The organism is Sphingobium sp. LB126 (genome assembly GCF_002795205.1).
Lineage (GTDB): Bacteria > Pseudomonadota > Alphaproteobacteria > Sphingomonadales > Sphingomonadaceae > Sphingobium > Sphingobium chungbukense.
Genome location: NZ_NETV01000001.1, coordinates 2,093,100 through 2,114,217 on the forward strand (window position 1 = coordinate 2,093,100; position 21,118 = coordinate 2,114,217).

Annotated in this window: 22 protein-coding genes and 1 riboswitch; of the genes, 2 read left to right on the forward strand and 20 right to left on the reverse strand. The window is 65.1% G+C overall.

Translation table 11 applies throughout. The features are described from left to right. Nucleotides 1-6: 6 nt before the first annotated feature. The 15 genes from CAF53_RS10175 to rmuC form a co-directional block, all read right to left on the reverse strand. Nucleotides 7-717, reverse strand: coding sequence for a DUF2059 domain-containing protein (locus tag CAF53_RS10175; RefSeq protein ID WP_100237997.1), 711 nt, complete (start codon nucleotides 715-717; stop codon nucleotides 7-9). Beyond that, on the reverse strand, nucleotides 717-2,168 hold the full coding sequence (locus tag CAF53_RS10180; protein ID WP_046761745.1) for an NAD(P)-dependent oxidoreductase: 1,452 nt from the start codon (nucleotides 2,166-2,168) through the stop codon (nucleotides 717-719). Before CAF53_RS10180 ends, CAF53_RS10175 begins: the two co-directional genes overlap by 1 nt. A 164-nt stretch (nucleotides 2,169-2,332) precedes the next feature. Then, entirely contained in the window at nucleotides 2,333-3,142 is an 810-nt protein-coding gene (locus CAF53_RS10185; protein WP_100237998.1) for an undecaprenyl-diphosphate phosphatase, read from the reverse strand. 166 nt (nucleotides 3,143-3,308) lie between these two features. After that, nucleotides 3,309-4,235, reverse strand: coding sequence for a complex I NDUFA9 subunit family protein (locus CAF53_RS10190; protein WP_197707390.1), 927 nt, complete (start codon nucleotides 4,233-4,235; stop codon nucleotides 3,309-3,311). A gap of 103 nt (nucleotides 4,236-4,338) precedes the next feature. Then, nucleotides 4,339-4,917, reverse strand: coding sequence for a TMEM165/GDT1 family protein (locus CAF53_RS10195; RefSeq protein WP_046761742.1), 579 nt, complete (start codon nucleotides 4,915-4,917; stop codon nucleotides 4,339-4,341). Nucleotides 4,918-4,930: 13 nt separating this feature from the next. Further along, nucleotides 4,931-5,127, reverse strand: a riboswitch (yybP-ykoY riboswitch). Between the two features lie 33 nt (nucleotides 5,128-5,160). Next, complete coding sequence (locus CAF53_RS10200) at nucleotides 5,161-5,556, reverse strand: hypothetical protein (protein ID WP_046762546.1); 396 nt, start codon at nucleotides 5,554-5,556, stop codon at nucleotides 5,161-5,163. 92 nt (nucleotides 5,557-5,648) lie between these two features. Then, nucleotides 5,649-6,230 (reverse strand): hypothetical protein, encoded by a 582-nt coding sequence (locus tag CAF53_RS10205; RefSeq protein ID WP_100237999.1) that lies wholly within the window; start codon nucleotides 6,228-6,230, stop codon nucleotides 5,649-5,651. Between the two features lie 8 nt (nucleotides 6,231-6,238). Next, a complete protein-coding gene (locus CAF53_RS10210) occupies nucleotides 6,239-6,820 on the reverse strand; it encodes a demethoxyubiquinone hydroxylase family protein (protein ID WP_100238000.1) in 582 nt (193 codons plus the stop codon). Then, the gene (locus CAF53_RS10215) at nucleotides 6,817-7,302 is read right to left on the reverse strand and encodes a disulfide bond formation protein B (protein ID WP_100238001.1); all 486 of its coding nucleotides are present in this window, start codon (nucleotides 7,300-7,302) and stop codon (nucleotides 6,817-6,819) included. Before CAF53_RS10215 ends, CAF53_RS10210 begins: the two co-directional genes overlap by 4 nt. A gap of 73 nt (nucleotides 7,303-7,375) precedes the next feature. Continuing rightward, nucleotides 7,376-8,740, reverse strand: coding sequence for a S41 family peptidase (locus CAF53_RS10220; RefSeq protein WP_046761738.1), 1,365 nt, complete (start codon nucleotides 8,738-8,740; stop codon nucleotides 7,376-7,378). Between the two features lie 269 nt (nucleotides 8,741-9,009). Then, nucleotides 9,010-10,245: a peptidoglycan DD-metalloendopeptidase family protein gene (locus CAF53_RS10225; RefSeq protein ID WP_100238002.1), complete on the reverse strand. Its 1,236-nt coding sequence runs from the start codon at nucleotides 10,243-10,245 to the stop codon at nucleotides 9,010-9,012. A gap of 101 nt (nucleotides 10,246-10,346) precedes the next feature. Continuing rightward, nucleotides 10,347-10,769, reverse strand: coding sequence for a 23S rRNA (pseudouridine(1915)-N(3))-methyltransferase RlmH (locus CAF53_RS10230; protein ID WP_100238003.1), 423 nt, complete (start codon nucleotides 10,767-10,769; stop codon nucleotides 10,347-10,349). 101 nt (nucleotides 10,770-10,870) lie between these two features. Further along, a complete protein-coding gene (rsfS, locus tag CAF53_RS10235; protein ID WP_046761735.1) occupies nucleotides 10,871-11,275 on the reverse strand; it encodes a ribosome silencing factor in 405 nt (134 codons plus the stop codon). Nucleotides 11,276-11,287: 12 nt separating this feature from the next. Continuing rightward, nucleotides 11,288-11,917, reverse strand: a complete 630-nt coding sequence (locus CAF53_RS10240; protein WP_100238760.1) for a nicotinate-nucleotide adenylyltransferase — start codon at nucleotides 11,915-11,917, stop codon at nucleotides 11,288-11,290. Between the two features lie 133 nt (nucleotides 11,918-12,050). Next, entirely contained in the window at nucleotides 12,051-13,484 is a 1,434-nt protein-coding gene (gene rmuC, locus CAF53_RS10245) for a DNA recombination protein RmuC (RefSeq protein WP_046761734.1), read from the reverse strand. Between the two features lie 237 nt (nucleotides 13,485-13,721). On the opposite strand from rmuC, the gene CAF53_RS10250 reads away from it, so the two are divergent. Then, complete coding sequence (locus tag CAF53_RS10250) at nucleotides 13,722-14,231, forward strand: hypothetical protein (protein ID WP_046761733.1); 510 nt, start codon at nucleotides 13,722-13,724, stop codon at nucleotides 14,229-14,231. On the opposite strand, the gene CAF53_RS10255 is transcribed toward CAF53_RS10250, so the two are convergent. Then, nucleotides 14,186-15,376, reverse strand: a complete 1,191-nt coding sequence (locus tag CAF53_RS10255) for an aminotransferase (RefSeq protein WP_100238004.1) — start codon at nucleotides 15,374-15,376, stop codon at nucleotides 14,186-14,188. The two genes, CAF53_RS10250 and CAF53_RS10255, sit on opposite strands and share 46 nt — an antisense overlap. 105 nt (nucleotides 15,377-15,481) lie before the next feature. Between CAF53_RS10255 and CAF53_RS10260 the strand changes: the two genes are divergently transcribed. Further along, a complete protein-coding gene (locus CAF53_RS10260) occupies nucleotides 15,482-15,748 on the forward strand; it encodes a DUF6356 family protein (protein ID WP_046761731.1) in 267 nt (88 codons plus the stop codon). 77 nt (nucleotides 15,749-15,825) lie between these two features. Here the strand turns inward: CAF53_RS10260 and guaA are convergent, their stop codons facing one another. From guaA to CAF53_RS10280, 4 genes are read right to left on the reverse strand one after another with little or no spacing between them, the layout of a single operon-like run. Further along, entirely contained in the window at nucleotides 15,826-17,385 is a 1,560-nt protein-coding gene (gene guaA, locus CAF53_RS10265; protein WP_046761730.1) for a glutamine-hydrolyzing GMP synthase, read from the reverse strand. 47 nt (nucleotides 17,386-17,432) lie between these two features. Further along, entirely contained in the window at nucleotides 17,433-18,686 is a 1,254-nt protein-coding gene (locus CAF53_RS10270) for a TCR/Tet family MFS transporter (RefSeq protein ID WP_100238005.1), read from the reverse strand. A gap of 42 nt (nucleotides 18,687-18,728) precedes the next feature. Further along, the gene (locus tag CAF53_RS10275; RefSeq protein WP_100238006.1) at nucleotides 18,729-19,376 is read right to left on the reverse strand and encodes a DUF1275 family protein; all 648 of its coding nucleotides are present in this window, start codon (nucleotides 19,374-19,376) and stop codon (nucleotides 18,729-18,731) included. Nucleotides 19,377-19,400: 24 nt separating this feature from the next. Beyond that, nucleotides 19,401-21,110 carry a flotillin domain-containing protein gene (locus CAF53_RS10280; protein ID WP_046761728.1) on the reverse strand — a complete coding sequence of 570 codons (1,710 nt, stop codon included), beginning with the start codon at nucleotides 21,108-21,110 and terminating at the stop codon, nucleotides 19,401-19,403. Nucleotides 21,111-21,118: the final 8 nt, after the last annotated feature.

The window sequence follows — 21,118 nt, forward strand, 5'->3', positions numbered from 1 at the left end:
CTCTTGTCAGTGGGCCTTCTTGGCGTCCGCACCGAGCAATGCGGTGAGACGCTCGCGTTCAGCCTTTGTCAGATCATTATAGGTTCGCGGCTTAGGCAGCTTGGCGAGTTCTTGAGCGGAGGATTTCATGATCTCCGGCATGGCCCGCATCATTTCGGGCATGATCTTCTGCATCCGGCCGATATAATGCGGGTCGGCGGCCAGCTCCATGAAGCCCGCGCCGAATTTGGCGCCGGCGGGCGTTTTCAGGAACGCGCCGATCTGGTCGAGCTCGGCGGCGTTGTAGCGATAGGCGAACGCCTCCGCCATGCCTTCCCGCATGTCCGGCTCATAGCGTCCCATGAAGCGACCCATGGCTGGCATCATGGTGTTGACGATCACGTCCATCCGCTTGCGGAAATTGGGATCGATGATCGCCATCATTTCCTCAATCGTGCCTTCACCCAGATGTTCGGCCTGTTCCGGGTCGAGACCGCCGACTTTCAGGAACTCGCGGATCGGCATCTTGGTCATGCCGTCCATCATCGGTCCCATCATCTTCTGCATCATCGGCCCCATCATCTTTTCCATGGTGCCGTTGGGCAGGATAATGGCGGCGATCGGTTGAGCCTTGGCCAGCAGTGCTGGATCGACAGACTGGACGGCTGTCGCCGGAACCGGGGTCTGCGCCTGAGCCGCGATCGGCGTCGCCAGCAGGAGAAGGAAGGCGGCGCGCATCAGGCGGCTTGCCTTTCCCCGGCCGCCGCCTTCGCCTTGGCCTTCAGGTAGCGGTGCATATGCTCGGTCACGTCGCGGCCGTCGCGGATCGCCCAGACCACCAGCGAAGCGCCGCGCACGATGTCGCCCGCAGCGAACACGCCGTCCATGCTGGTCATCATCGTCTTGTGATCGACGCGCAGCGTGCCCCAGCGGGTGACCGACAGGTCGTCCGCGCCGAACAGCTTGGGCAGCTCCTCCGGGTCATAGCCCAGCGCCTTGATGACGAGATCGGCGTCCAGCGTATGTTCCGTGCCCGGATCGGGTTCCGGCGCGCGGCGGCCCGATGCGTCGGGCTGACCAAGGCGCATCTTCGTGACCTTGACGCCGGTGACATGCTCCGTGCCTTCAAAAGCGATGGGGGCGGAAAGCCAGACGAACTCGACGCCTTCCTCTTCCGCATTGGCGACTTCGCGCTGCGAGCCGGGCATGTTGTCGCGGTCGCGGCGGTAGAGGCACTTCACCGAAGTCGCGCCCTGACGCACGGCGGTACGGACGCAGTCCATCGCCGTGTCGCCGCCGCCGATGACGACGACCTTCTTGCCATTGGCGTGCAGCGAGCCGTCCTCATGTTCCGGCACGGCGTCCCCGAAACCGGCCTTGTTGGAGGCAATCAGGAAATCGAGCGCCTTGACCACGCCCGGCGCGCCGACGCCCGGCGCCTTGATGTCGCGGGGCTTGTAGACGCCGGTCGCGATCAGCACCGCATCATGGCGGCTGCGCAGTTCCTCCATCGTCGCGTCGCGGCCGACCTCGAAGCTCTCATGGAAGACGATGCCGCCATCCTTCAGCCGCTGGATGCGGCGCATGACCACGTCCTTCTCCAGCTTGAAGCCGGGGATGCCATAGGTCAGCAGGCCGCCTGCCCGATCATGCCGGTCATAGACATGCACCTCATAGCCCGCGACGCGCAGATATTCGGCCGTCGTCAGACCCGCCGGCCCCGCGCCGATGACGCCGACGGACTGGCCGGTCGGCGCGCCGGGCACCAGCGGCTCGACCCAGCCTTCCTTCCAGGCGGTGTCGGTGATGAATTTTTCCACCGATCCGATGGTGACGGAGCCATGGCCCGAAAATTCGATGACGCAATTGCCTTCGCACAGCCGGTCCTGCGGGCAGATGCGGCCGCAGATTTCCGGCATGGTGCTGGTCAGGTTCGACAGCTCATAGGCTTCGCGCAGGCGTCCCTCGGCGGTCAGGCGCAGCCAGTCCGGGATATGGTTGTGCAGCGGGCAATGGGTTGAGCAATAGGGCACGCCACATTGCGAGCAGCGCGACGCCTGTTCTTCCGCCTTGTCCAATATAAAGCTGCGGCTGATTTCCAGAAAGTCGTCGGCGCGATCGTCGGCCGAACGCTTCTCGGGATAGGCTTGGCCCGTTCCCACGAATTTCAGCATTGGATTGTCCGCCATGATGAGTCCCTGAATGAGTTACAAGGGTGCCCATAGCAGAAAGACCCACGGAGTCACGTTGATTCTGCAAATTAAGTCAGCATATATGACATATTTTGACGGAATTTTCTGGGGAGGTGGCGGGCTCCTGAAATAATCTTGCGTAATTTAGGTCCGATTTGGCCCTACCGCATGGAAAGCCACGCCAGGGCGGTGATGCCGGCAATGATTCGATACCAGGCGAATGGGGTGAAGCCGTGCCGCGACACCAGGCCGACGAACCATTTGATGACGAGCATCGCGACGATGAAGGCCACGATGAAGCCCAGGGCGATGCTGCTCCAGCCGACCGTGGCGGAAGTCAGCTTGTCGCCGTTTTTCAGCAGTTCCAGCGTGGTTGCGCCCAACATGGTGGGAATGGCGAGGAAGAAGCTGAACTCCGCTGCCGTGCGCCGCTCGACGCCCAGCGTCAACGCGCCCATGATGGTCGCGCCCGACCGGCTGACACCGGGGATCATGGCCAGGCACTGGATGAAGCCGATGCCTAGCACGCGGACAAAAGGGATGTCTGCGATGCCGTGAAAGCGGTTTTCCTTCACCATCCGCTCGATCGCCAGAATGGCCACGCCGCCGACGATCAGGGCCCAGGCGACGACTTTGGGCGCGCCCAGCAACTCCTCGATATATTTGTGCAGGGCAAGGCCGATCACCGCCGCGGGAATGAACGCGACCACCAGATTACGCAGGAAGCGCCAGCTCGTCGGCTCCCGGCGCAGCAGCCCCATGCCGACCGCCCAGAAGGTTCGCCAGTAGAGCACCACCACCGCCAGGATCGCGCCCAACTGGATGATGACGTTGAACATGGCCCAGGTGGACGCATCATATCCCAGCAATTCGCTCGCCAGGATCAGGTGGCCGGTCGAGGATACGGGGAGGAATTCGGTCAACCCTTCGACGATGCCAAGCAGGATGACTGTCAGATAATGGAGGTCCATGGGCGGAGCAGATCCTTATGGAGCGGACAAAGGGAAGCCCTCCCCCGGACGGGAGAGGGCGTAGAGGACGTCAAATCATTGTGCAGGAGCGAAAGGCCCAAGCAAAGCGGCGGCGACACGGTCGGTCGCGACGCGCCATCGGTCCGGCTGATCCGGCGGAAGCCGATCAGGCCTGAACACGCCCGGCAAAGCGGCCATGTTTGCGATAGCGGACCAGCCATTTTTCCGCGACGGCCGGCATTGGCGTGGGTTCGACGTCCAGATCGGCCAGCCCCTTCGCGCCCGGTGCGACGACATTGTCCTTGCCAAGCATCGCAAGCTGATCCCGTGTGATCGGCCCGCCTGGCAGGATCGCGATCAGTGAAGCGAGGGATGCGGGAACTGCGCACAGGCTGCGATCGCGGCCGATGGCCTTGGCTATCCAGGCATTGAGTTCCAGCATGCTGTAGGTTTGCGGTCCGCCCAGTTCGAAGGTCTTGCCGCCATGAACGCCGGGCTTTTCGGCGGCGTTGGCGATCGCCTGCGCGACATCGGCGACATAGACCGGCTGGAATTTGGTGCCCGCGCCGATCACCGGCACGACCGGGGCCAGGCGGATGATTTCGGCAAAGCGATTGAGGAACTGATCCTCCGGCCCGAAGATGATCGACGGGCGGATGATCGTGGCGTCGGGGAAGGCGGCCCGAACGGCTGCTTCGCCCACGGCCTTCGACCGGCCATAGGCGGACGGGCTTTGCGCGTCCGCCCCGATCGCCGACACATGCACGAGCGCCTGAACGCCGGCTTCCGCCGCGGCCCTTGCGACATTGGCGGCGCCCTCATGGTGCGATCCTTCGAAATCGCCCGACAGGACGCCGACCAGATTGATCACGATGTCGCTGCCCACGATGGCGCGGGCGACGCTGGCGGGTTTGCGGATGTCGGCTGCCACGAACTGGGTCTGGCCGAGGCCCCCCAGCGGTTTGACGCGCAGCGCTGTCGCCAGATCACGCTGGGCCACGCGGACGCGGGCACCGCGCGCCATCAGCGCCTGTGCGACCTGCCGGCCGAGAAAGCCGCCGCCGCCGAACACCGTTACCAGACTGTCCTTCATCGCGTGTCCAATGCCTGTCTTTTGATGGGAAATGACTCTGCGCATCCCCTTGCAACAGCCGCCGCCCGCTGACAACCGCCGGGCGGCGGCCTTGCGCTCTTTTTTACCCGATCCAGCCCCGCAAATCAGCAATCATCCACAGGCCGAGACCCAGGAACAACAGGGCCGCGCCGATCTGGAGCGCACGCATCGGCACCTTCTTCGCCAGCACCTCTCCGAACAGCACCGCGGGTACGTTGGCGATCATCATGCCCAGCGTGGTTCCGGCGGTGACGGCCAGCACATTGTCGAAGCGCGCGCCCAGCATCACCGTCGCCACCTGAGTCTTGTCGCCCATCTCGACCAGGAAGAAGGCGACCAGCGTGGTGATGAACACGCCCGCCTTGGACGGCGCCTTCAGCGGCCCGTCCTCGTCGATCTTGTCGGGGATCAGCGTCCATGCAGCCATGGCGATGAAGCTGGCGGCGATGGCATAGCGGAACCAGGGCTGGGTCAGCACGCCCGCGACCGAATGGCCGACCAGCGCGGCGAGGAAGTGATTGGCCAGCGTCGCGAAGAGGATGCCGAAGATGATCGGCACCGGCTTGCGGAACCGGGTGGCGAGCAGCATGGCCAGCAATTGCGTCTTGTCGCCCATTTCCGCGAGCGCGACGAGCGTGGTGGAGGTGAGGATGGCTTCCATGGCAGGTCTGTCCAGGGCCGGGCGAAGATGAAAGACACAATGCCACCGCCTTCCCCCACCCGGCCGGACGGAGAAGGTGATGCCATTGGTCTCGCCCGATGAAAGGGAAATCCCTTCCATCCCGCCCGCCATGGCCTCTCGGCCAAATATGTTGACGAACGGCCCGTTCCTGAAAGCGGAACGGCTGGCTACTCCCCAGATGACGAACGGGCGTCTAATTCAAATCAGGCCGGAGGGCAAGCCTTAGGGTTCACCCTTGGATTCCTGCATCCGCCGTTCGGCGAACCATTGTTCCAGCGCCTTGGCCGTGCAGCCGGTGAAGCCGTTGCTGCCGATGGCGGAGCAACTGCCTGGCAGGGTCTGCCGCTGGACCTGTTCCATGGTCGCGACCTGGCTGCCCCAGCCGGGACCGCCCGCCGGTTCGGGCTTTTCGCGCAATTTCTTGGGAATGCGATAGCGTTCGGATTCGGGCTTGCGCGCGCAGACGATGATCTCGTCGCCTTCGCCCTTGGGGCAGGGGTCATTGCCGTAGACCACCAAATTGAAAATTTTCTGCGGCGGTTCGGCACGGGCCGCGCTGCCGACTGTCAACGGCGCAACGGCGATAGCGGCCAGGGAAAGGGCAGTAAGGAGACGCATTGATTCCATTCCTTCTTCGTCCCCTGTTCCCGCCCTCCCGATTGTCCGGTTGCCGGCAGCTTTTTCAAGACGCCGCCCGGCGGCCAATACCGTCAGGGCTGCGGCGTGGTTCCCTGTTGCGCGCCCTGCGTCTGGCCTTGCTGTTGCTGGGCAGCCTGCGCCTTTTCCTCGGCCACGGCTTGCGCCTCGATCGCCTTGCTTTCGGCGTCGATGGTGGAGAGGCGCCGTGCCCGCTCCGCCGCGACCAGATCCTTCCAGCTCGCATTGTCCGCGGCCTGCCGTTCCGCCTTGGCCAGCCGCGCCAGCTGCGCGAAGCAGCCGGTTGCGCCGCCGCCGCCGACCGGGGAACAGCTTTCCGTGCCGCTGCGGCCGACATATTCCATCGACTTCACACGCTCGCCCCAGGCTTGGTGGCTGGGCTGGTTGGGATCGCCGCGCAGCGGTTCGGGAATACGGTAACGTTCCTCCTCACCCTTGCGTGCGCAGACGACGATGTCGCTGCCCTGGCTCTGCGGACAGGGATCGTCACCATAGACGATGACCAGATTGACGCGTTCCGATCCCGATTGGACGGCCGGCGCCTGTTCCTGCGGAAGGTTCGGCCCCTGTTGCGCCAGAACCGGGGAGGCGGCGCCCAGCAAAAGCATGGCGGCGATCAGGCGGGTCTTCATCATGCTTCTCCTCAGAAACGCTTAGACAGGGCGATGGCGGTACGACAGCCCAATCTGATGGCGCCCGACAATAAGGGATAGACCGGAGCCTGCTCCGCACCATGGGCAAGGGCGGCGTCGCGATGCTCCACTTCCTCCGCCTGGAAATCCGCGATCGCGGTGGAGAGTTCCGGATCGTCCTGCCCCAGTTCCTGGAGCTGTTCGGCATAGTGCCGGTCGATCTCGGTCTCGATCGCGGCGGTACAAGCCATGGCGGCACGCGGCCCGATCGCCGCCGTCACCGCGCCCAAGGCGAAGCCCGCCACGTTCCAGATCGGCTGCAACGCGGTCGGCCGCACGCCCCTGCGCGCGATCATCGCGTCGAAATGTTGGCGGTGCCGTTCCTCCTGCGCAGCCATGCCGGCGATGACGCGAGAGTCCGGATGCCGATCGCCCATCACGGCGAGCTGCCCGGCATAGATGCGGGTGGCGCCGAATTCGCCCGCCTGATCGACGCGCAGCATCGAGGCACGCTGCCCGTCAGTGACGCGGCGGCCCGGGCGTGGGAAATCGGACCGGGGGAAATCGGGCCGGGGAAAATCCTTCGCACTCATGCCTTGCTCCCTTTTCCGAGCAGCAGCACCAAGATGAGGAGCGCGGCCGCCCCCGACAAGAGGCCGTTATAGCCCGCCATCGAAATGCCGAACAGGCTCCATGGCGCGACGTCGCAGCGGGTGATCGGCGTCGCCATGATCTGGTTGAGGATATCGGCCGAACTGCCGCCCGCCGGACTGGTCGAACAGGCCGTCAGCCCTTGCCACCAGCCATATTCGACCCCGGCATGGAACAGGCCGACGGCCCCGCCGATACCGATGGCGAGGCCGGCCAGCCCGGTGAACAGCGCGCTGACGCAGGCCTTGTCCCGCGTGGCATAGGCGACGATTGCCAGCGGGACGGCGGCGAAATGGGCATAGCGTTGCCACCAGCACATTTCGCACGGATGCAGGCCGCCGATGAACTGGAAGGCATAGGCGCCCCCCAACATGGCCAGAGGAAGGATCAGCGCGATCGCGCGGGCGAGGGGCAGGCTTTTCATATCGCCCGCTTAAACCGCGTGGAGCCTTTCGTCATGCTGAACTTGCGTCGGCATGACGAAAGGACAAGGAGGGTCAGCGCGTCGCAGGCTTGCGGGCGGCGGGCTGGGGCTTAGATTCTGTCTGGGCGACGGCCGCGCCGGGCCTGGCCGCGAGGCGGGAAATGGTCTTCAACGCATAGTCGAGCTGAAAGTCCTCGATCCCCTTCTTCTTCAATTCCTCCGCGGTGGCGGCGAAGCGGGGATCGTCCTTGCTGTCTTCTTCCAGAGCGGCATTGTCGGTCTTGATCTCGTTGATCAGATGCCGGCGCAGGTCGCTTTCGCGGAATTTGGGACGATTCTTGTAATCGGGGTCGGAAAGCTGCGGCACCTTCACATCCGGCTCGATCCCGCCTTCCTGCACGGACCGGCCCGAGGGGGTGTAATAGCGCGCCGTGGTCAGCTTGAGCGCCGTGGTGTTGGAGAGCGGCAGCATGGTCTGCACGCTGCCCTTGCCGAAGCTGCGCTCGCCCATCACCAGGGCGCGGTGCTGGTCCTGGAGCGCGCCCGCGACGATTTCGGAGGCGGAAGCCGAGCCAGCGTCGACCAGCACGATCATCGGCAGGCCCTTCGCATCGTCGCCGGGCTTGGCATAATAGCGTTCGACATCGCCCTTGTTCCGGCCGCGCTGCGACACGATCTCGCCCCGTTCCAGGAAGGTGTCGCTGACCGACACGGCCTCGTCCAGCAGGCCGCCGGGGTTGGAGCGCAGGTCGAGGATATAGCCGGTCGGCTTGCGGCCCAGCGATTTGTCGATGCTGCGGATCGCCTGGCGCACGTCAGCGCCGGTATTGGCCGAGAAGCTGACGATGTTGATGACGCCGATGCCGTCCTTCACTTCCCACTTGACCGGCTTGATCTGGATGATCTCGCGCGTGAGGGTGAGTTCGATCGGCTTGTCTCGGCCGGTGCGGACGATGGTCAGCTTGATCTGCGTGCCGGGTGCGCCGCGCATCTTGTCCACCGCCTCGTCCAGCGTGCCGCCATAGATGAGCTGACCGTCGAGATGGGTGATATAGTCGCCGGCCTTGATGCCCGCGCGCCAGGCCGGCGTGTCCTGCGTCGGGGCGATCACCTTGACCGCGCCGTCCTCCTGCGTGACGGAGAGGCCAAGGCCGCCATAGCTGCCCTCCGTCTGCGTGCGCAGATTCTGGAAATCGCGCGCGTCGAGGAAGCTGGAGTGCGGGTCGAGACTGGCGAGCATGCCGTCGATCGCGCCCTTGATCAGCTTTTCATCGTCGACCTTCTCGACATAGTCGCTGCGGACCTTCTGGAACACGTCCATGAACTCGTCCAGCGCCTTGTAGCTGCTGGCTTCCCCGTCGGCGAGCGCCGCCGTGGTCGCGGGTATGAGTGCGAGCGCGCCGAGGGCGATGGCGCCCCGGAAGAAATTGGATTTCATCGCTGTCCTTGAGTCCTGCATCGATGGATCAGTATAGCGCTTTTATGAGCAGACGCAAAAATCTTGGTGAGATGACGGGATTTGCCCGCAAGGGGCATGGGTAAGCCCGGATCATGGTGGACAGGAAAATCGCGCGGACGGCCATTTGCAGCCATTTGCGGCCACTTCCGTTCGCCCCGAGTAGGGGCTGAGCGAAGTCGGAGGCCTGCATCGAAGGGTCTGCGCAGGTCCAGGCCGTTGCCCTCCACCTGATCGCATTTTTTTCGACCTCAGCCCAATCCCACCAACGGCACGATATCGACGGGACGGCCATTGCGGCGCAGTTCGACAGTGATGCTGGGCCGTCCGGGCCCTGTATTGCCGATCGGATCACCCTGCCGCACATTGTCGCCCACCGCCGCGTTGAGGCGCAGCAGGCCGGTGATCAGGGTGGTCCAGCCGCCGCCATGGTCGATGATGACGATCTGCCCATAACCGCGATACGGCCCGGCAAAGACGACGCGTCCGGCGGTCGGGGCCACGGCCAGCGCTTGGGGCCGGGTGGCGATGGTGAGGCCGCGCGAGCGGATGCCGCTTTCCGACACTTCGCCCATGCCCGTCACCAGCTGTCCGACCACGGGCAGGCGGTAGGGGGGGGGCGCGCTGGGACCGCGCTGGCGTTCCGGCGCGGATGCGCGGGCCTGATCGGGCCGGGCGGGACGAAGCACGGGGCCGGACAGGGCGGCGAGTTGATCGCGCAGGTCGCCCGCCTCCTCCAGCCTGTCCATCAGGTCGACAATGTCGCGCGCCCGCTCGCCCAGCGCCAGCGCGCGGTCGCTTTCCAGATCGGCATTGGCTCGGTAATCCCGCGCGGCGAGCCGTTTCTGCGCCTCCAGCGTCTGGAGCGCTCCCTGTCGCTGTTTCAGGTCCTGCTGGCTTTGCGCCAGCGAGTCCGCCGCCCGCTCGGCCGTGGCGCGCAGGGCATGGCTGCGGTCCAGTTCCGCGCGCAGCCCGGCCGTGCGTTCGCGAATGACGGGCAATATCTGCCCCAGCACGGCACGCATATGGATGGCGTCGTTCATCGATCCGGGCTGGACCAGAGCGAGTGCAAGGGGACGTTGCGCCATCATCTGGAGTGCGGCGGTCAGGCGCACGACCGGTTCCTGTCGGGCGGCGAGGCGGGTGGCCTGATCGCGTTGGAGGCGGGCGATGATGGCGATGCGCGCCTGCGCGGCCTGGATGTCGGCCTCCGCCTGCTGGATGCGGGCGGCCATGGCGGCGGCGCGGCGGCGGGCCTGTTCGGCCTCGTCGCGGGCGGCGGCGGCCTGGCGTTCGAGCCGTTCGGAGCGTTCGCGCGCTTCCTCCGACTGGCGGCGCGCGGTTTTCAGGGCCGATTGTTCTTCGGTGAGGCTGGTGCCCGCCATGCCGGGGAGGATGATCGCCTGGCCATCGGCGGCGGGCAGGCGTGAGGCGGCAATGGCTGTTGCGCCAGCGAGCAGTGCCGCGGTGATCGCCGTCCGTTTCAACCAAGCCCCCCGTCGATGATGTGCGACATCGACGTCCCATGACTATGCCGTGTCGTGATGGAAGGAAAGGGCTTCACGCGCCGCGGCGGACCGGAGGAAAGCTATCCTTCGCGATGATAGGGATGCCCGGCCAGGATGGAGCAGGCGCGCCAGAGCTGTTCGGCCAGCATCGCGCGGGCCATCATATGGGGCCAGGTCATGGCCCCGAACGCGATCAGCAGGTCGGCATGGTCCCGTTCCATGTCGTCGAAGCCGTCGGCCGCGCCGATCAGGAAACGGCATTCCCGCTTGCCGTCGTCGCGCCAGCCCCCGATGCGTCGGGCGAAATCCAGCGAGCCGAGTTGCTTGCCCTTTTCGTCCAGCATCACGGTGACGCATCCTAGAGGAGCAGGGGGCAACCGGCCGCCCCGATCGGGCAGTTCGGTGATCCTGAACGGCATGGTCAGCCGCTTGGTGTAGCGGTCGACGAGATTCGCCTCGGGCGAGCGCCCGATCTTTCCGCGGGCGATGATGTGGAGGAGCATGGCCTTCCCCTAACGGCTCACCGCGCGCTTGTCGAAGGCGGTTGGCATCCCGCGGAAAGGCGATAACCGCCTTCCCGCGACAAGGATGCAACCAAAGTGCCTCAGGCCGTGCCCGCCACCGGCGCGTCGACGAAGCCCCACATCCGTTCCAGATTGTAGAAGCTGCGCACTTCCGGCCGGAACAGGTGGACGATCACATCGCCGGCATCGATCAGCACCCAATCGGCCACGGGCAGACCCTCGACCCGGGCGGATCGACCCGTCGCCTGCTTGATCCGCTCGGCCAGCTTCTGCGCCATCGACGCGACCTGGCGGGACGAACGCCCGCTGGCGATCACCATATGGTCGGCAATGCTGCTCTTGCCTTCGAGGGGGATGGAGATGGTTTCCTGCGCCTGGTCGTCGTCGAGCGATTTCAGGACAAGGTCATGCAGGGCGGCAACGCTGTCGGCTCCCGGAACCATATTGGCTTGGGCCGTATCGTTGGCAGGGTGGGGTCTGGTCAAAAGTGCTCCATTCTAGACGATCATCCGGCGCGTGAGCGGGTCACGCACACGCGTTTCACTATATTCGCGATGCCAGAGGGGGTCCGCCTGCCGCAGCAGGGTCGCCGATCTTGGATCAGGGCGAAAGCGCAAAAGCACGAGCGCCGGAAGTCTCCAATCCGTCCAGTCTGCACTCTGGCGCGCGGGCCGGACGAAGCGCCGCAGCCAGCTCATGGCCGGTGAGCCACGGGCGGCTTCATCATAGCCGGGGCGGGCGATAACGGCAATGGGCATTTGGCGGGCTATGCCGCGCCAGTCCCTCCATCGACCGAATTGGGCTAGATTGTCCGCGCCCATCAGCCAGATGAAGCTATGGCGGGGATAGCGGCGCTTGAGCGCCGTCAGCGTGTCGATCGTATAGCGGGTACGCAGTTGCACCTCGATCGCGGTGGGACGGATGCGGTTGCGCCGCGCGACTTTTCGTGCACGGGCAAGCCGGGCGGAAAGGGGCGCCATGCCGGCCCTGGGCTTCAGCGGATTGCCGGGCGATACCAGCCACCAGACTTCATCAAGGTCCAGCGCATGCATCGCGAACAGCGAAATGGCTCGATGCCCACCATGCGCCGGATTGAAGGAGCCGCCCAGAAGGCCAATTCGATTCATGCTTCCGCCCATGCCAGTTGGCGCTGGCGGGGGCAAATTTCATCGATGATCAAACCTCCCTGAAATTCCTTAACGGGCTGGATCATATGTAGGTGGCTGAAGCCTTATAATTAGGATGCTAATAATTATGATCCTATTCCGCGGCATCGGGCAGGGCCTCCGGCAATGCACGGACGGCTTCGGCCGAGGCGGGCTCGCGGACGAGCGCTTCCACCGGCTCAAGCTCTTCCAGTTCCTTGCCGCCGGTTTCGATATTGAGGTCGCGCAGCTTGCGGCCCGTCACCAGCACCCGGCTTTCGAAACTGCCGACGAAGCTGTTATAGTCGGCCACCGCGCCGTTGAGCCGGTTGCCGAGCTTCTTGAGCGACCCTGCGGCTGCGGCAAGCCGTTCATAAAGTTCCTTGCCCAGCGCGCCGATCCGCTTGGCCTCGTCCGCCATCTTCTCCTGTCGCCAGACGGCTGCGACGGTGCGGGCGATGGCGATGAGGTTGGTCGGGGTCGCCAGCAGCACCCGCTTGCCGAAGGCATAGTCCCAAAGCTGCGGATCATGTTCCAGCGCGGCCGAGAGGAAATGTTCACCCGGCACGAACATGATGACATAATCGGGCGCCTCGTCGAACTGGTCAGCATAGCTTTTCCGCCCCAGCGTCTCGACATGGGCGCGCATCGCGGCGGTGTGGGCGGACAGGAAGCGCTTCTTCTCCTCATCGCTCTCCGCGCCATAGGCGTCCTGATAGGCATTCAACGACACCTTGGCATCGATCACCAGCGCTCGCCCACCGGGGACGCGCAGGATGGCGTCGGGGCGCAGCCGGCCATCCTCGCCCTCCACGCTGACTTCGGTTTCGAAATCGACATGTTCGCTGAGGCCGCAGGTTTCGAGGACGTTGCGCAACTGCTGTTCGCCCCAGCGTCCACGCGCCTTGGGTGCATGGCGCAGCGAATCGACCAGCCGCTGCGCCTCGGCCCGCACCGCTTCCTGACCCGTCTTCATCGATTCGATCTCGCCGCGCAGGATGCCATAGGCCTCTGTGCGCTGCTGCTCGATCTGGGTGATCTTCTGGTCATAGCGCTGGATCGTCTCGTTGACCGGGTGGAGCAATTGCTTGAGCTGTGCCTCGCTCTTTTCATGCGCCTGCGCCATGCGCTGGTCGGCGCGTTCGAGGAAATGGCTCTGCGCCTGATGCAGCAGCTTGCCGCCAATCTCGCTGAACTGCGCCGAAAGCTGTTCCTTGGCATCCTTGAGCGCGGCGATCTGCGCTTCGAACGCTTCCGCCCGTGCTTGGGTATCGGATCGCAGAGCCGCCAGTTCGCGCGCCGCGACTTCCCTTGCCGAGCGTTCCGTCTCCAGCTTCTGCGCCAGTTCCGCCGCCTGTGCCGTACGCTCCTGAGCCACGACCAGTTCCTGAAGCGCCGCGTTGCGCTGGGCCGAGGCGATGTCGAGCTTGTCCGCCAGATCGGCCTTTTCCGCCGCCAGCGGCGCGACCGACTTGCCCCTCAGCAACCAGCCCAGGCCCAGTCCGACGACCAGTGCGATGAGCGAGAGAATGACGGCCAGGCTGTTCATGGATACCCCTTTATGGAACGAAAGGTGAACCTAGCGGGGCGGTGTCATCGCCGCAAGCCTCGTCATGTCAAGATCGGTGATCGCGGGCGGCGGAAGCGGCATGACGTCATGGCATCCACTCCACGGGCATCAATGCCGTGTTCCCCGCCCTGCTGAAAGTGTATGAGGGGGAAGCACGGGCCCAGGGCGGGCGCATGAGGGGCGCGCCATGCCGCTCCGCTGCTGAAGGGAGGCGTCATGATCCTCGACTTTCTTTCTCTGCCGCAGTTCATCGCGCTGCATGTCGGCGTCAGCCTGATCGGCATATCGAGTGGCCTGATCGCACTTCCGGCCCTGGCCCGGGGTTGGTGGGTGCCGCGCACGCAGGCGATCTTCCTGGTGTCGACGCTGCTCACCAGTCTTAGCGGTTTTCTCTTCCCGTTCCACGGTTTCACCCCCGCGATCGGGGTGGGTGTGATCTCTACCCTTGCCCTCGCGGCGGCCTTTGTCGCGCTGTTCGCCCTCGACCGGGCAGGCTGGGCGCGGGCAGCCTATGCGGTCAGCGCGACCGTGGCGCTGTGGCTCAACCTCTTCGTGCTGGTGGTGCAGGCATTTCAGAAGATAGCGGTGCTGAGCGCCCTGGCGCCGGCCGCCATGCTGGCCATGCAACTGCTGTTGCTGATCGCGATGCTGGTCCTGGGCGCGGCTCTCCTGCGGCGCGCTCAGGCCGACGAAGCGCGAAAGGCGGCGAGGCGGGTCACCGCCTGATCCAGTACCGTGTCCGATTTGGAAAAGCAGAGGCGGACCAGGTGCGTCACCGGATGCGCGGGGTAGAAGGCGGAAATCGGGATGGCGGCGACGCCCGCCTCATCGATGATCCGCTCGCAGAAGGTCACGTCGTCCAGCACGATGCCAGAAGCCGGCAGATCGATGGTCACGAACCAGGTCGCGGCGCTGGCGTTCACGACATAGCCCGCCGCGCGCAGCCCCTCCACCAGCCGGTCGCGCGAGGCCTGATAATCGGCGCGCATCGCGGTGAACCAGCTTTCCGGCTGCGCCAGCCCTTCGGCCACCGCCCATTGCAGATGGGGCGGGGTGGTGAAGGTGATGAACTGATGTGCACGGGCGAGCAATGTGGCGATGGCGGGCGCGGCGCACATCCAGCCGACCTTCCAGCCGGTGACCGAGAATATCTTGCCCGCCGATCCGATCTTCACCGTGCGATCCCGCATGCCGGGAAAGCCCATCAGCGGTTTGTGCGCGATATCGTCGAAGGTGACATGCTCCCACACTTCGTCGCAGATCGCGATCAGATCGCGGGTCACGCAATATTCGGCCAGCAGCGCCAGTTCCTCGTCGCGCAGGGCGATGCCGGTCGGATTCACCGGATTGTTCATCAACAGGAAGCGGGTCTTTTCGGTGACGGCCGCCGCCAACGCCTCGCGCGTGATCCTCCATGCGGGCGGTGTGAGGCGCAGGACGCTCGCCACCCCGCCCGCCCGCTCGATCAGCGGCAGATAGGCGTCGTAAAGTGGTGCCAGGACCAGCACCTCGTCGCCCGGCCGCACAAGGGCGAGCAGGCTGGCGGCGATCGCCTCTGTCGCGCCGGAGGTGACGATGACCTCCTGCGGCTCGAGGTCGAGGCCCTGGTGGCGGGCATAATGCGCTGCCACCGCCGCGCGCAGCTCGATGATACCCGCCATCGGCGGATATTGATTGGATCTGTTCAGCAGCGCATCGGCGGCGGCATGGAGGATTTCCGCCGGCCCCTGCGAATCGGGAAAGCCCTGACCGAGGTTGATCGCACCGGTTTCTCGGGCGCGGGCGGACATCTTCTCGAAAATGGTGGTCGGCATGTCCCGATAGACGGGATGGCCGAGATGCGGATCCTGTGCGCTCATGCCAGGCGACATGCCGGTTTTTGGTGACGGGGGTCAAGTTGCACGCGATCGGCCTTCTCGCTTTGCTGCCGGATGCGTTAGGATACAGGCTTTCTCCAACGTCATGAGCGAGCAGAGATGATCGACCGCCTGTTCCTGAAACATCCCCGCGACGTCAACGAAAGCTACGGGCAGCATTTCCATGTGGCGGCGCGCTTCGGTTTCCTGATGGTGCGGGCGGGGCTCGCCTGCATGGTTCATGGGCTGGTGCCCGCCCTGTTCACCCGCACCGGCAGTGCGACGGTGAAGCGGCTCTATGGCGAGATGCGGCAACGCCAGCCTGATCTGGCCGAGCAGCAGCCCGCGTATCTCAGCCCGCAATGGCGGCCGGAATATGAGATTTGAAGGAATGGAAAAGCCGCCCGGTCAAGGCGGCTTTTTGAGAGGTTCCGTCGTGGCGCCGAATGTCCGCTATTTCCGCGTCATTCCCACTCGATCGTGCCGGGTGGTTTCGAGGTGTAATCGTAGACCACACGGTTGATACCCTTCACCTCGTTGATGATCCGCGTCGCCACGCGGCTCAGGAAGGCGGCGTCGAAGGGATAGATGTCCGCCGTCATGCCGTCGGTCGAGGTCACGGCGCGCAGCGCGCAAACGCTGTCATAGGTGCGATGGTCGCCCATCACACCGACGGTGCGGACCGGGAGCAGGACCGCGAACGCCTGCCAGATCGCGTCGTAGAGGCCCGCGTTCCGGATTTCCTCCAAATATATGGCGTCCGCCTTGCGCAGGATGTCGCAGCGGTCCTTCGACACTTCACCGGGGATGCGGATCGCGAGGCCGGGGCCGGGGAAGGGGTGGCGGCCGACGAAAATCTCCGGCAGGCCGAGTTCGCGGCCGAGAACGCGCACCTCGTCCTTGAACAGCTCGCGCAGCGGTTCAACCAGCTTCATGTTCATGCGTTCGGGCAGGCCGCCGACATTGTGGTGCGACTTGATCGTCACCGAAGGGCCGCCGGTGAAGGATACGGATTCAATCACGTCGGGATAGAGCGTGCCCTGCGCCAGGAAGTCCGCGCCGCCGATCTTCTTCGCTTCTTCTTCGAACACCGCGATGAATTCGGCGCCGATGAACTTACGCTTCTTTTCCGGGTCGGTGAGGCCGGCAAGGCCGCCCAGGAAACGCTCCTCGGCATTCACATGGACCAGCTTGATGCCATAATGTTCGCGGAAGAGGCTCACCACCTGCTCAGCCTCGCCCAGGCGCATCAGGCCATGGTCGACGAACACACAGGTGAGCTGGTCGCCGATCGCTTCGTGGATCAGCACGGCCGCGACGGCGCTGTCGACGCCGCCCGACAGGCCGCAGATCACCCGGCCTTCACCCACTTGCGCCTGGATGTCGGCGATCTTTGTGGCGCGGAATTCGGCCATGGTCCAGTCGCCCGCAAGGCCGCAGACATGGCGCACGAAATTGGCGAGCAGCCTGGCTCCGTCGGGGGTGTGCACGACTTCGGGATGGAATTGCGTCGCGTAGAAGCGCTTTTCCTCGTTCGCAGTGATCGCATAGGGCGCGCCGTCGCTGACCGCCACCACCTCGAAACCCGGCGCAAGCTGCGTCACCTTGTCGCCATGGCTCATCCAGACCTGATGGCGCTCGCCCTCCGCCCAGAGGCCGTCGAACAGGGCACAGCCCTTCTTCACCTCGATGAAGGCGCGGCCGAATTCGCCGCTCTCGCCGCCTTCGACATTGCCGCCCAATTGCTGCATCATCGTCTGCTGGCCGTAGCATATGCCGAGGATCGGAATGCCCGCATCGAAGAAATGCTGCGGGGCGCGGGGACTGTTCTCCCACATCACGGATGAGGGGCCGCCCGAAAGGATGATGCCCTTGGGCTTCAGCCGATCGAACGCTTCGGCGGCGCTGTTGAAGGGGGCGATTTCGGAATAGACGCCGGCTTCGCGGACACGGCGGGCGATGAGTTGCGTCACCTGGCTGCCGAAGTCCACGATGAGAATGGAATCCTGAAGGGGCAGCGTCATCGAATCGCCTTTGCTTTTCCTGAGGAGGGTTAGGGATTCGCGCCCGGTTAGTGCGCTTGAGCCCCCTTGTCCAGCGGAGCCGGGTCTTTGGCCCGTCCGGCGGCCCATCCCAGCAATGCCCCGCCTGCCAGGATGGCCGCCGCGATCACGAAAGCGCTGCCGATGAAGGGCAGCAGCGGTTTCGCGCCCACCGATATGGAATAGATCGCGCCGAAGAACAGCGGCGACAAAATGCCCGCGATCGAACCGACGCTGTTGTTTGCGCCCTGCAACTGGCCCTGCTCCGACTCCGATACGCGCCGGGTCATCAGCGACTGGATGGTCGGCATGGCGAGGCCCCAAAAGGCATTGGGCAGCATCGCCGCGACGAACAGCCAGCCCGTCGGTGCCAGCCCCATGGCAAGAATGCCGACAGCGCCGAAGCCGAGACCGACCACCATCGTGATCCGGTCGCCCAGCCGCTTCGCGACCGGCCCGACCAGCAAGCCCTGCACGCCCATGTCCATCAGGCCGACCAGCGCGAGCAATGTCCCCACTTGCCAAGCCCCCCAGCCGTAGCGGTCGCCCGCATAGAGCACGAACACGGCGGAGAAGAGGTGATGCGCGAAATAGAGCAGGAAATTGACGATGGCGAGGCTCGACAATTCCGGATGCGATCGCAACAGTCGCAGCGCGCCGAAGGGATTGGCCCGCCCCCAGGAAAAGGCCATCCGCTTTTCAGGCGCGAGCGATTCGGGCAACACGAACAGTCCATAGAGAAAGGCGAGGCCCGACAGGCCCGCCGCCGCCCAGAAGGGCGCCCGCAGCGAAATCTCGCCCAGCATTCCACCCAGCAGCGGCCCGGCAACGAAGCCGCCGCTGAAGGCCGCGCCGATCAGCCCATAGCCCCGCGCCCGGCCTTCGGGCGGGGTGATGTCCGCCATATAGGCGAATGCGGACGTGAAGCTGGAGGATGTGACCCCGGCCAGCATCCGCCCCAACGCCAGCCACCAGAGATTGGGTGCCAGCGCCATCAGGACGAAGTCGAGCGCCAGCCCTGCCACCGAAATCAGGATCACCGGCCGCCGTCCGAACCGGTCGGAAAGCGATCCGATCACGGGCGAGCAGATGAACTGCATCGCCGCCCACAAGGCCACGAACAGTCCGTTCCACATCCCGGCCGACGCATTTGACCCTGCGAGCGTCTCGATGAGATGGGGCAGCACCGGGATGATGATCCCCATCGACATGACGTCGAGCAGGGCGGTCACCAGAATGAACGCGATGGCAGCCGTGCGGCGACGGGATGAGATGGTGGACACGGGAACTCCTGGATTCGGACCGGGCCTAGATGCTGGTCATCATCATGCCAAGCCCAACGGTCTGATCCGGCTGCTCCACAGCAGCAGCAGCGCGGAAAAGGCCGCGGCGATCCAGAGCGCATGCAGGCCGATCAGCGCGAAGAGGCATCCCCCTGCCACGGCGCCCGCCACCAGCCCCAGCCATAGCAGGAGATAGGGTAGCCAGTTCCATGCGGACCCTCCCGTCAGCGCCACGGCCAGTTGCTGCCCCAGCTTCACCAGTGCGCCGGTCATGTAGGTGACGCCGATGCTGACCTCGCCATCGCGCTGGAACACATTGTTGACCGTGCCCATCGCCGCCGCCATCAGCAGCGTCAGGCCATTGCCGGACTGCCCGGTCAGCGTCAGCAGCGCGGCCACCGTCAGCAGCGCGGTGGTTAACCCCAATACCGCCTGCTTGCGCCATCGCCCGGCCGTGCGCGCGACCAGCGCACCCGCGATGACGCCGCCGACGAAGGCGCCGACCAGCCCTGCCGCCGTCCATGTCACCGCCGCGCCGGAGGCAAGCCCTACGCCCAGCCGTGTCGAATTGCCGCTCATGAAGGAGACGAACAGCCCGCCCAGCTTGAGGAAGCCGAGTGCGTCGATGAACCCCGCCTGGGCCGCGAGGCCGATAGCCAGCATATGGCGGGGAACATCGTAGTGGCGCATGACGGTCGTCTCGGCTTTGGCGGATCAGGCGCGCGGCGGGGCCTTGTGCTCCGGCGCGATCGGTTCGGCGATGACCGGCACGGTGGGCGATTCGACTGCGCCCTTGACCAGCGCGTCCAGGCTCGATCCGTCCAGCCCCAGCTCTTTCATCAGCCCGTCGATGACGGGCGCCTGCGCCCGGTAGCGCAGCGCGGCTGATACGGCGGCATTGGCGAGATTGGGTTCCCCACCGGCGACCACCGAAAGCCCGTCGCCGCCGCCCTGGCCGGTAAGTCCGTCGACCTGCACGATCTTGATCGAGTCGATCGATTCCATCGGCTTTGCGGCCTCGCGTACCAGATCGGGCAGCACCTTGAGCAAGGCCATCTTGGTCTGGAGCGACATCTGGTCGGAGGAAAGGATGTTCGCCGCCTCGTTGACCGCGCGCTGCCCTGCCGCCTCGACTTCGAAGCGCACCCGGTCGGCCTCGGCGCGTAGCTTGGCGGCCTCCGCCTCGCCCTCGGCGGCGACACGCAGCGCCTCGGCCCGGTCGGCGGCGGCCTGCTTTTCGGCCTCGGCCTCGACCCGGACCTGGATGGCGGCGCGTTCCGCCTCCCGCGCCGCGTCGATCAGTTCGATCCGCTTGGTACGCTCGGCAATTTCGGTCTGGCGGGATGTCTGGACCTGTTCCTCGGCCGCGACCGCCTTGGCACGGGCTTCGTCGGCCTGCGCCTTGGCCTGGCTTTCCTCGCGACTCTTGTTCTGCACCGCGATCTGCTGTTCCTGCCGGGCGAGTTCGAGCGCCTGTTCCTGCGCGATCCTGGCTTGCTGCACGGCGCGGTCGGCCTCGATCTGCTGGCTGTCGACCAGCTTCTTCGCCTCGATCCGGGCCTGGTCCGCCTCTTGGCTACGCAGCGACTGTTCGCGGGCGACTTCGGCGATCTGGGCGGCGCGGCGCATCTCGACCTCGCGCTCCTGCTCCAGCCGGGCGAACTCGGTGTCGCGGGCAATGAGCAGCGATTGGCGCTCCGCCTCCAGATTCTTGGTCTCGATCTGGACGCGGGTTTCCTGTTCGATGTCGTTACGGCTCTTCTTGCGCAGCTCGATCTGTTCGGTCAGCTTTGTCAGACCCTCGGCGTCGAAGGCATTGTTGGCGTTGAAATGCTCGATGGACGTCTGGTCCAGACCGGTCAGCGACACGCTTTCCAGCTCCAGCCCGTTCATGGCGAGGTCGACCGAGGAGACCTGTTGGACCTTCTGCACGAATTCGCTGCGTTGTTCGTGGAGCTGGTTCATCGTCATCCCCGCCGCGACCGAACGCAGCGCGTCGACGAACTTGCCCTCGACCAGTTCCTTCAACGCTTCAGGATGCATCGTCCGCATGCCGAGCGTCTGCGCGGCGATGGCGATCGACTGCGCGTCCGGCTTCACCCGGACATAGAATTCGGCCTTCACGTCGATGCGCAGCCGGTCGAGCGTGATCAGCGCGTCGCTATTCTTGCGTTCCACCGCCAGCCGCACCGTGTTCATGTTGACCGGCATCGTCTCGTGGAAGATCGGCAGCACCAGCGCGCCGCCGTTCATCACCACCTTCTCCCCGCCGAAGCCGGTGCGCACGAAGCCGATCTCCTTCGATGCACGCTTGTAAAGCCGCGCCAGCACGACGCCGAGCACGATCAGCAGAAGCAGCGCGGTGCCGGAGATGATCAGATAGGGCATGAGCGAAAAGCTCTCCTGCACGACGGGCGGATTCATGGGAAACT

What these genes read in the sequence shown, in the direction of transcription:
- CAF53_RS10275 (WP_100238006.1), bottom strand. Translation starts at nt 19,376, where the DNA reads ATGCGCCACTACGATGTTCCCCGCCATATGCTGGCTATCGGCCTCGCG.
- rmuC (WP_046761734.1), bottom strand. Translation starts at nt 13,484, where the DNA reads ATGAACAGCCTGGCCGTCATTCTCTCGCTCATCGCACTGGTCGTCGGA.
- CAF53_RS10185 (WP_100237998.1), bottom strand. Translation starts at nt 3,142, where the DNA reads ATGGACCTCCATTATCTGACAGTCATCCTGCTTGGCATCGTCGAAGGG.
- guaA (WP_046761730.1), bottom strand. Translation starts at nt 17,385, where the DNA reads ATGACGCTGCCCCTTCAGGATTCCATTCTCATCGTGGACTTCGGCAGC.
- CAF53_RS10230 (WP_100238003.1), bottom strand. Translation starts at nt 10,769, where the DNA reads ATGCTCCTCCACATCATCGCCCGCGGAAAGATCGGGCGCTCGCCCGAG.
- CAF53_RS10195 (WP_046761742.1), bottom strand. Translation starts at nt 4,917, where the DNA reads ATGGAAGCCATCCTCACCTCCACCACGCTCGTCGCGCTCGCGGAAATG.
- CAF53_RS10255 (WP_100238004.1), bottom strand. Translation starts at nt 15,376, where the DNA reads ATGTCGCCTGGCATGAGCGCACAGGATCCGCATCTCGGCCATCCCGTC.
- CAF53_RS10240 (WP_100238760.1), bottom strand. Translation starts at nt 11,917, where the DNA reads ATGAATCGAATTGGCCTTCTGGGCGGCTCCTTCAATCCGGCGCATGGT.
- CAF53_RS10190 (WP_197707390.1), bottom strand. Translation starts at nt 4,235, where the DNA reads ATGAAGGACAGTCTGGTAACGGTGTTCGGCGGCGGCGGCTTTCTCGGC.
- CAF53_RS10210 (WP_100238000.1), bottom strand. Translation starts at nt 6,820, where the DNA reads ATGAGTGCGAAGGATTTTCCCCGGCCCGATTTCCCCCGGTCCGATTTC.
- CAF53_RS10260 (WP_046761731.1), top strand. Translation starts at nt 15,482, where the DNA reads ATGATCGACCGCCTGTTCCTGAAACATCCCCGCGACGTCAACGAAAGC.
- CAF53_RS10180 (WP_046761745.1), bottom strand. Translation starts at nt 2,168, where the DNA reads ATGGCGGACAATCCAATGCTGAAATTCGTGGGAACGGGCCAAGCCTAT.
- CAF53_RS10220 (WP_046761738.1), bottom strand. Translation starts at nt 8,740, where the DNA reads ATGAAATCCAATTTCTTCCGGGGCGCCATCGCCCTCGGCGCGCTCGCA.
- CAF53_RS10215 (WP_100238001.1), bottom strand. Translation starts at nt 7,302, where the DNA reads ATGAAAAGCCTGCCCCTCGCCCGCGCGATCGCGCTGATCCTTCCTCTG.
- CAF53_RS10175 (WP_100237997.1), bottom strand. Translation starts at nt 717, where the DNA reads ATGCGCGCCGCCTTCCTTCTCCTGCTGGCGACGCCGATCGCGGCTCAG.
- CAF53_RS10205 (WP_100237999.1), bottom strand. Translation starts at nt 6,230, where the DNA reads ATGATGAAGACCCGCCTGATCGCCGCCATGCTTTTGCTGGGCGCCGCC.
- CAF53_RS10200 (WP_046762546.1), bottom strand. Translation starts at nt 5,556, where the DNA reads ATGCGTCTCCTTACTGCCCTTTCCCTGGCCGCTATCGCCGTTGCGCCG.
- CAF53_RS10280 (WP_046761728.1), bottom strand. Translation starts at nt 21,110, where the DNA reads ATGAATCCGCCCGTCGTGCAGGAGAGCTTTTCGCTCATGCCCTATCTG.
- CAF53_RS10250 (WP_046761733.1), top strand. Translation starts at nt 13,722, where the DNA reads ATGATCCTCGACTTTCTTTCTCTGCCGCAGTTCATCGCGCTGCATGTC.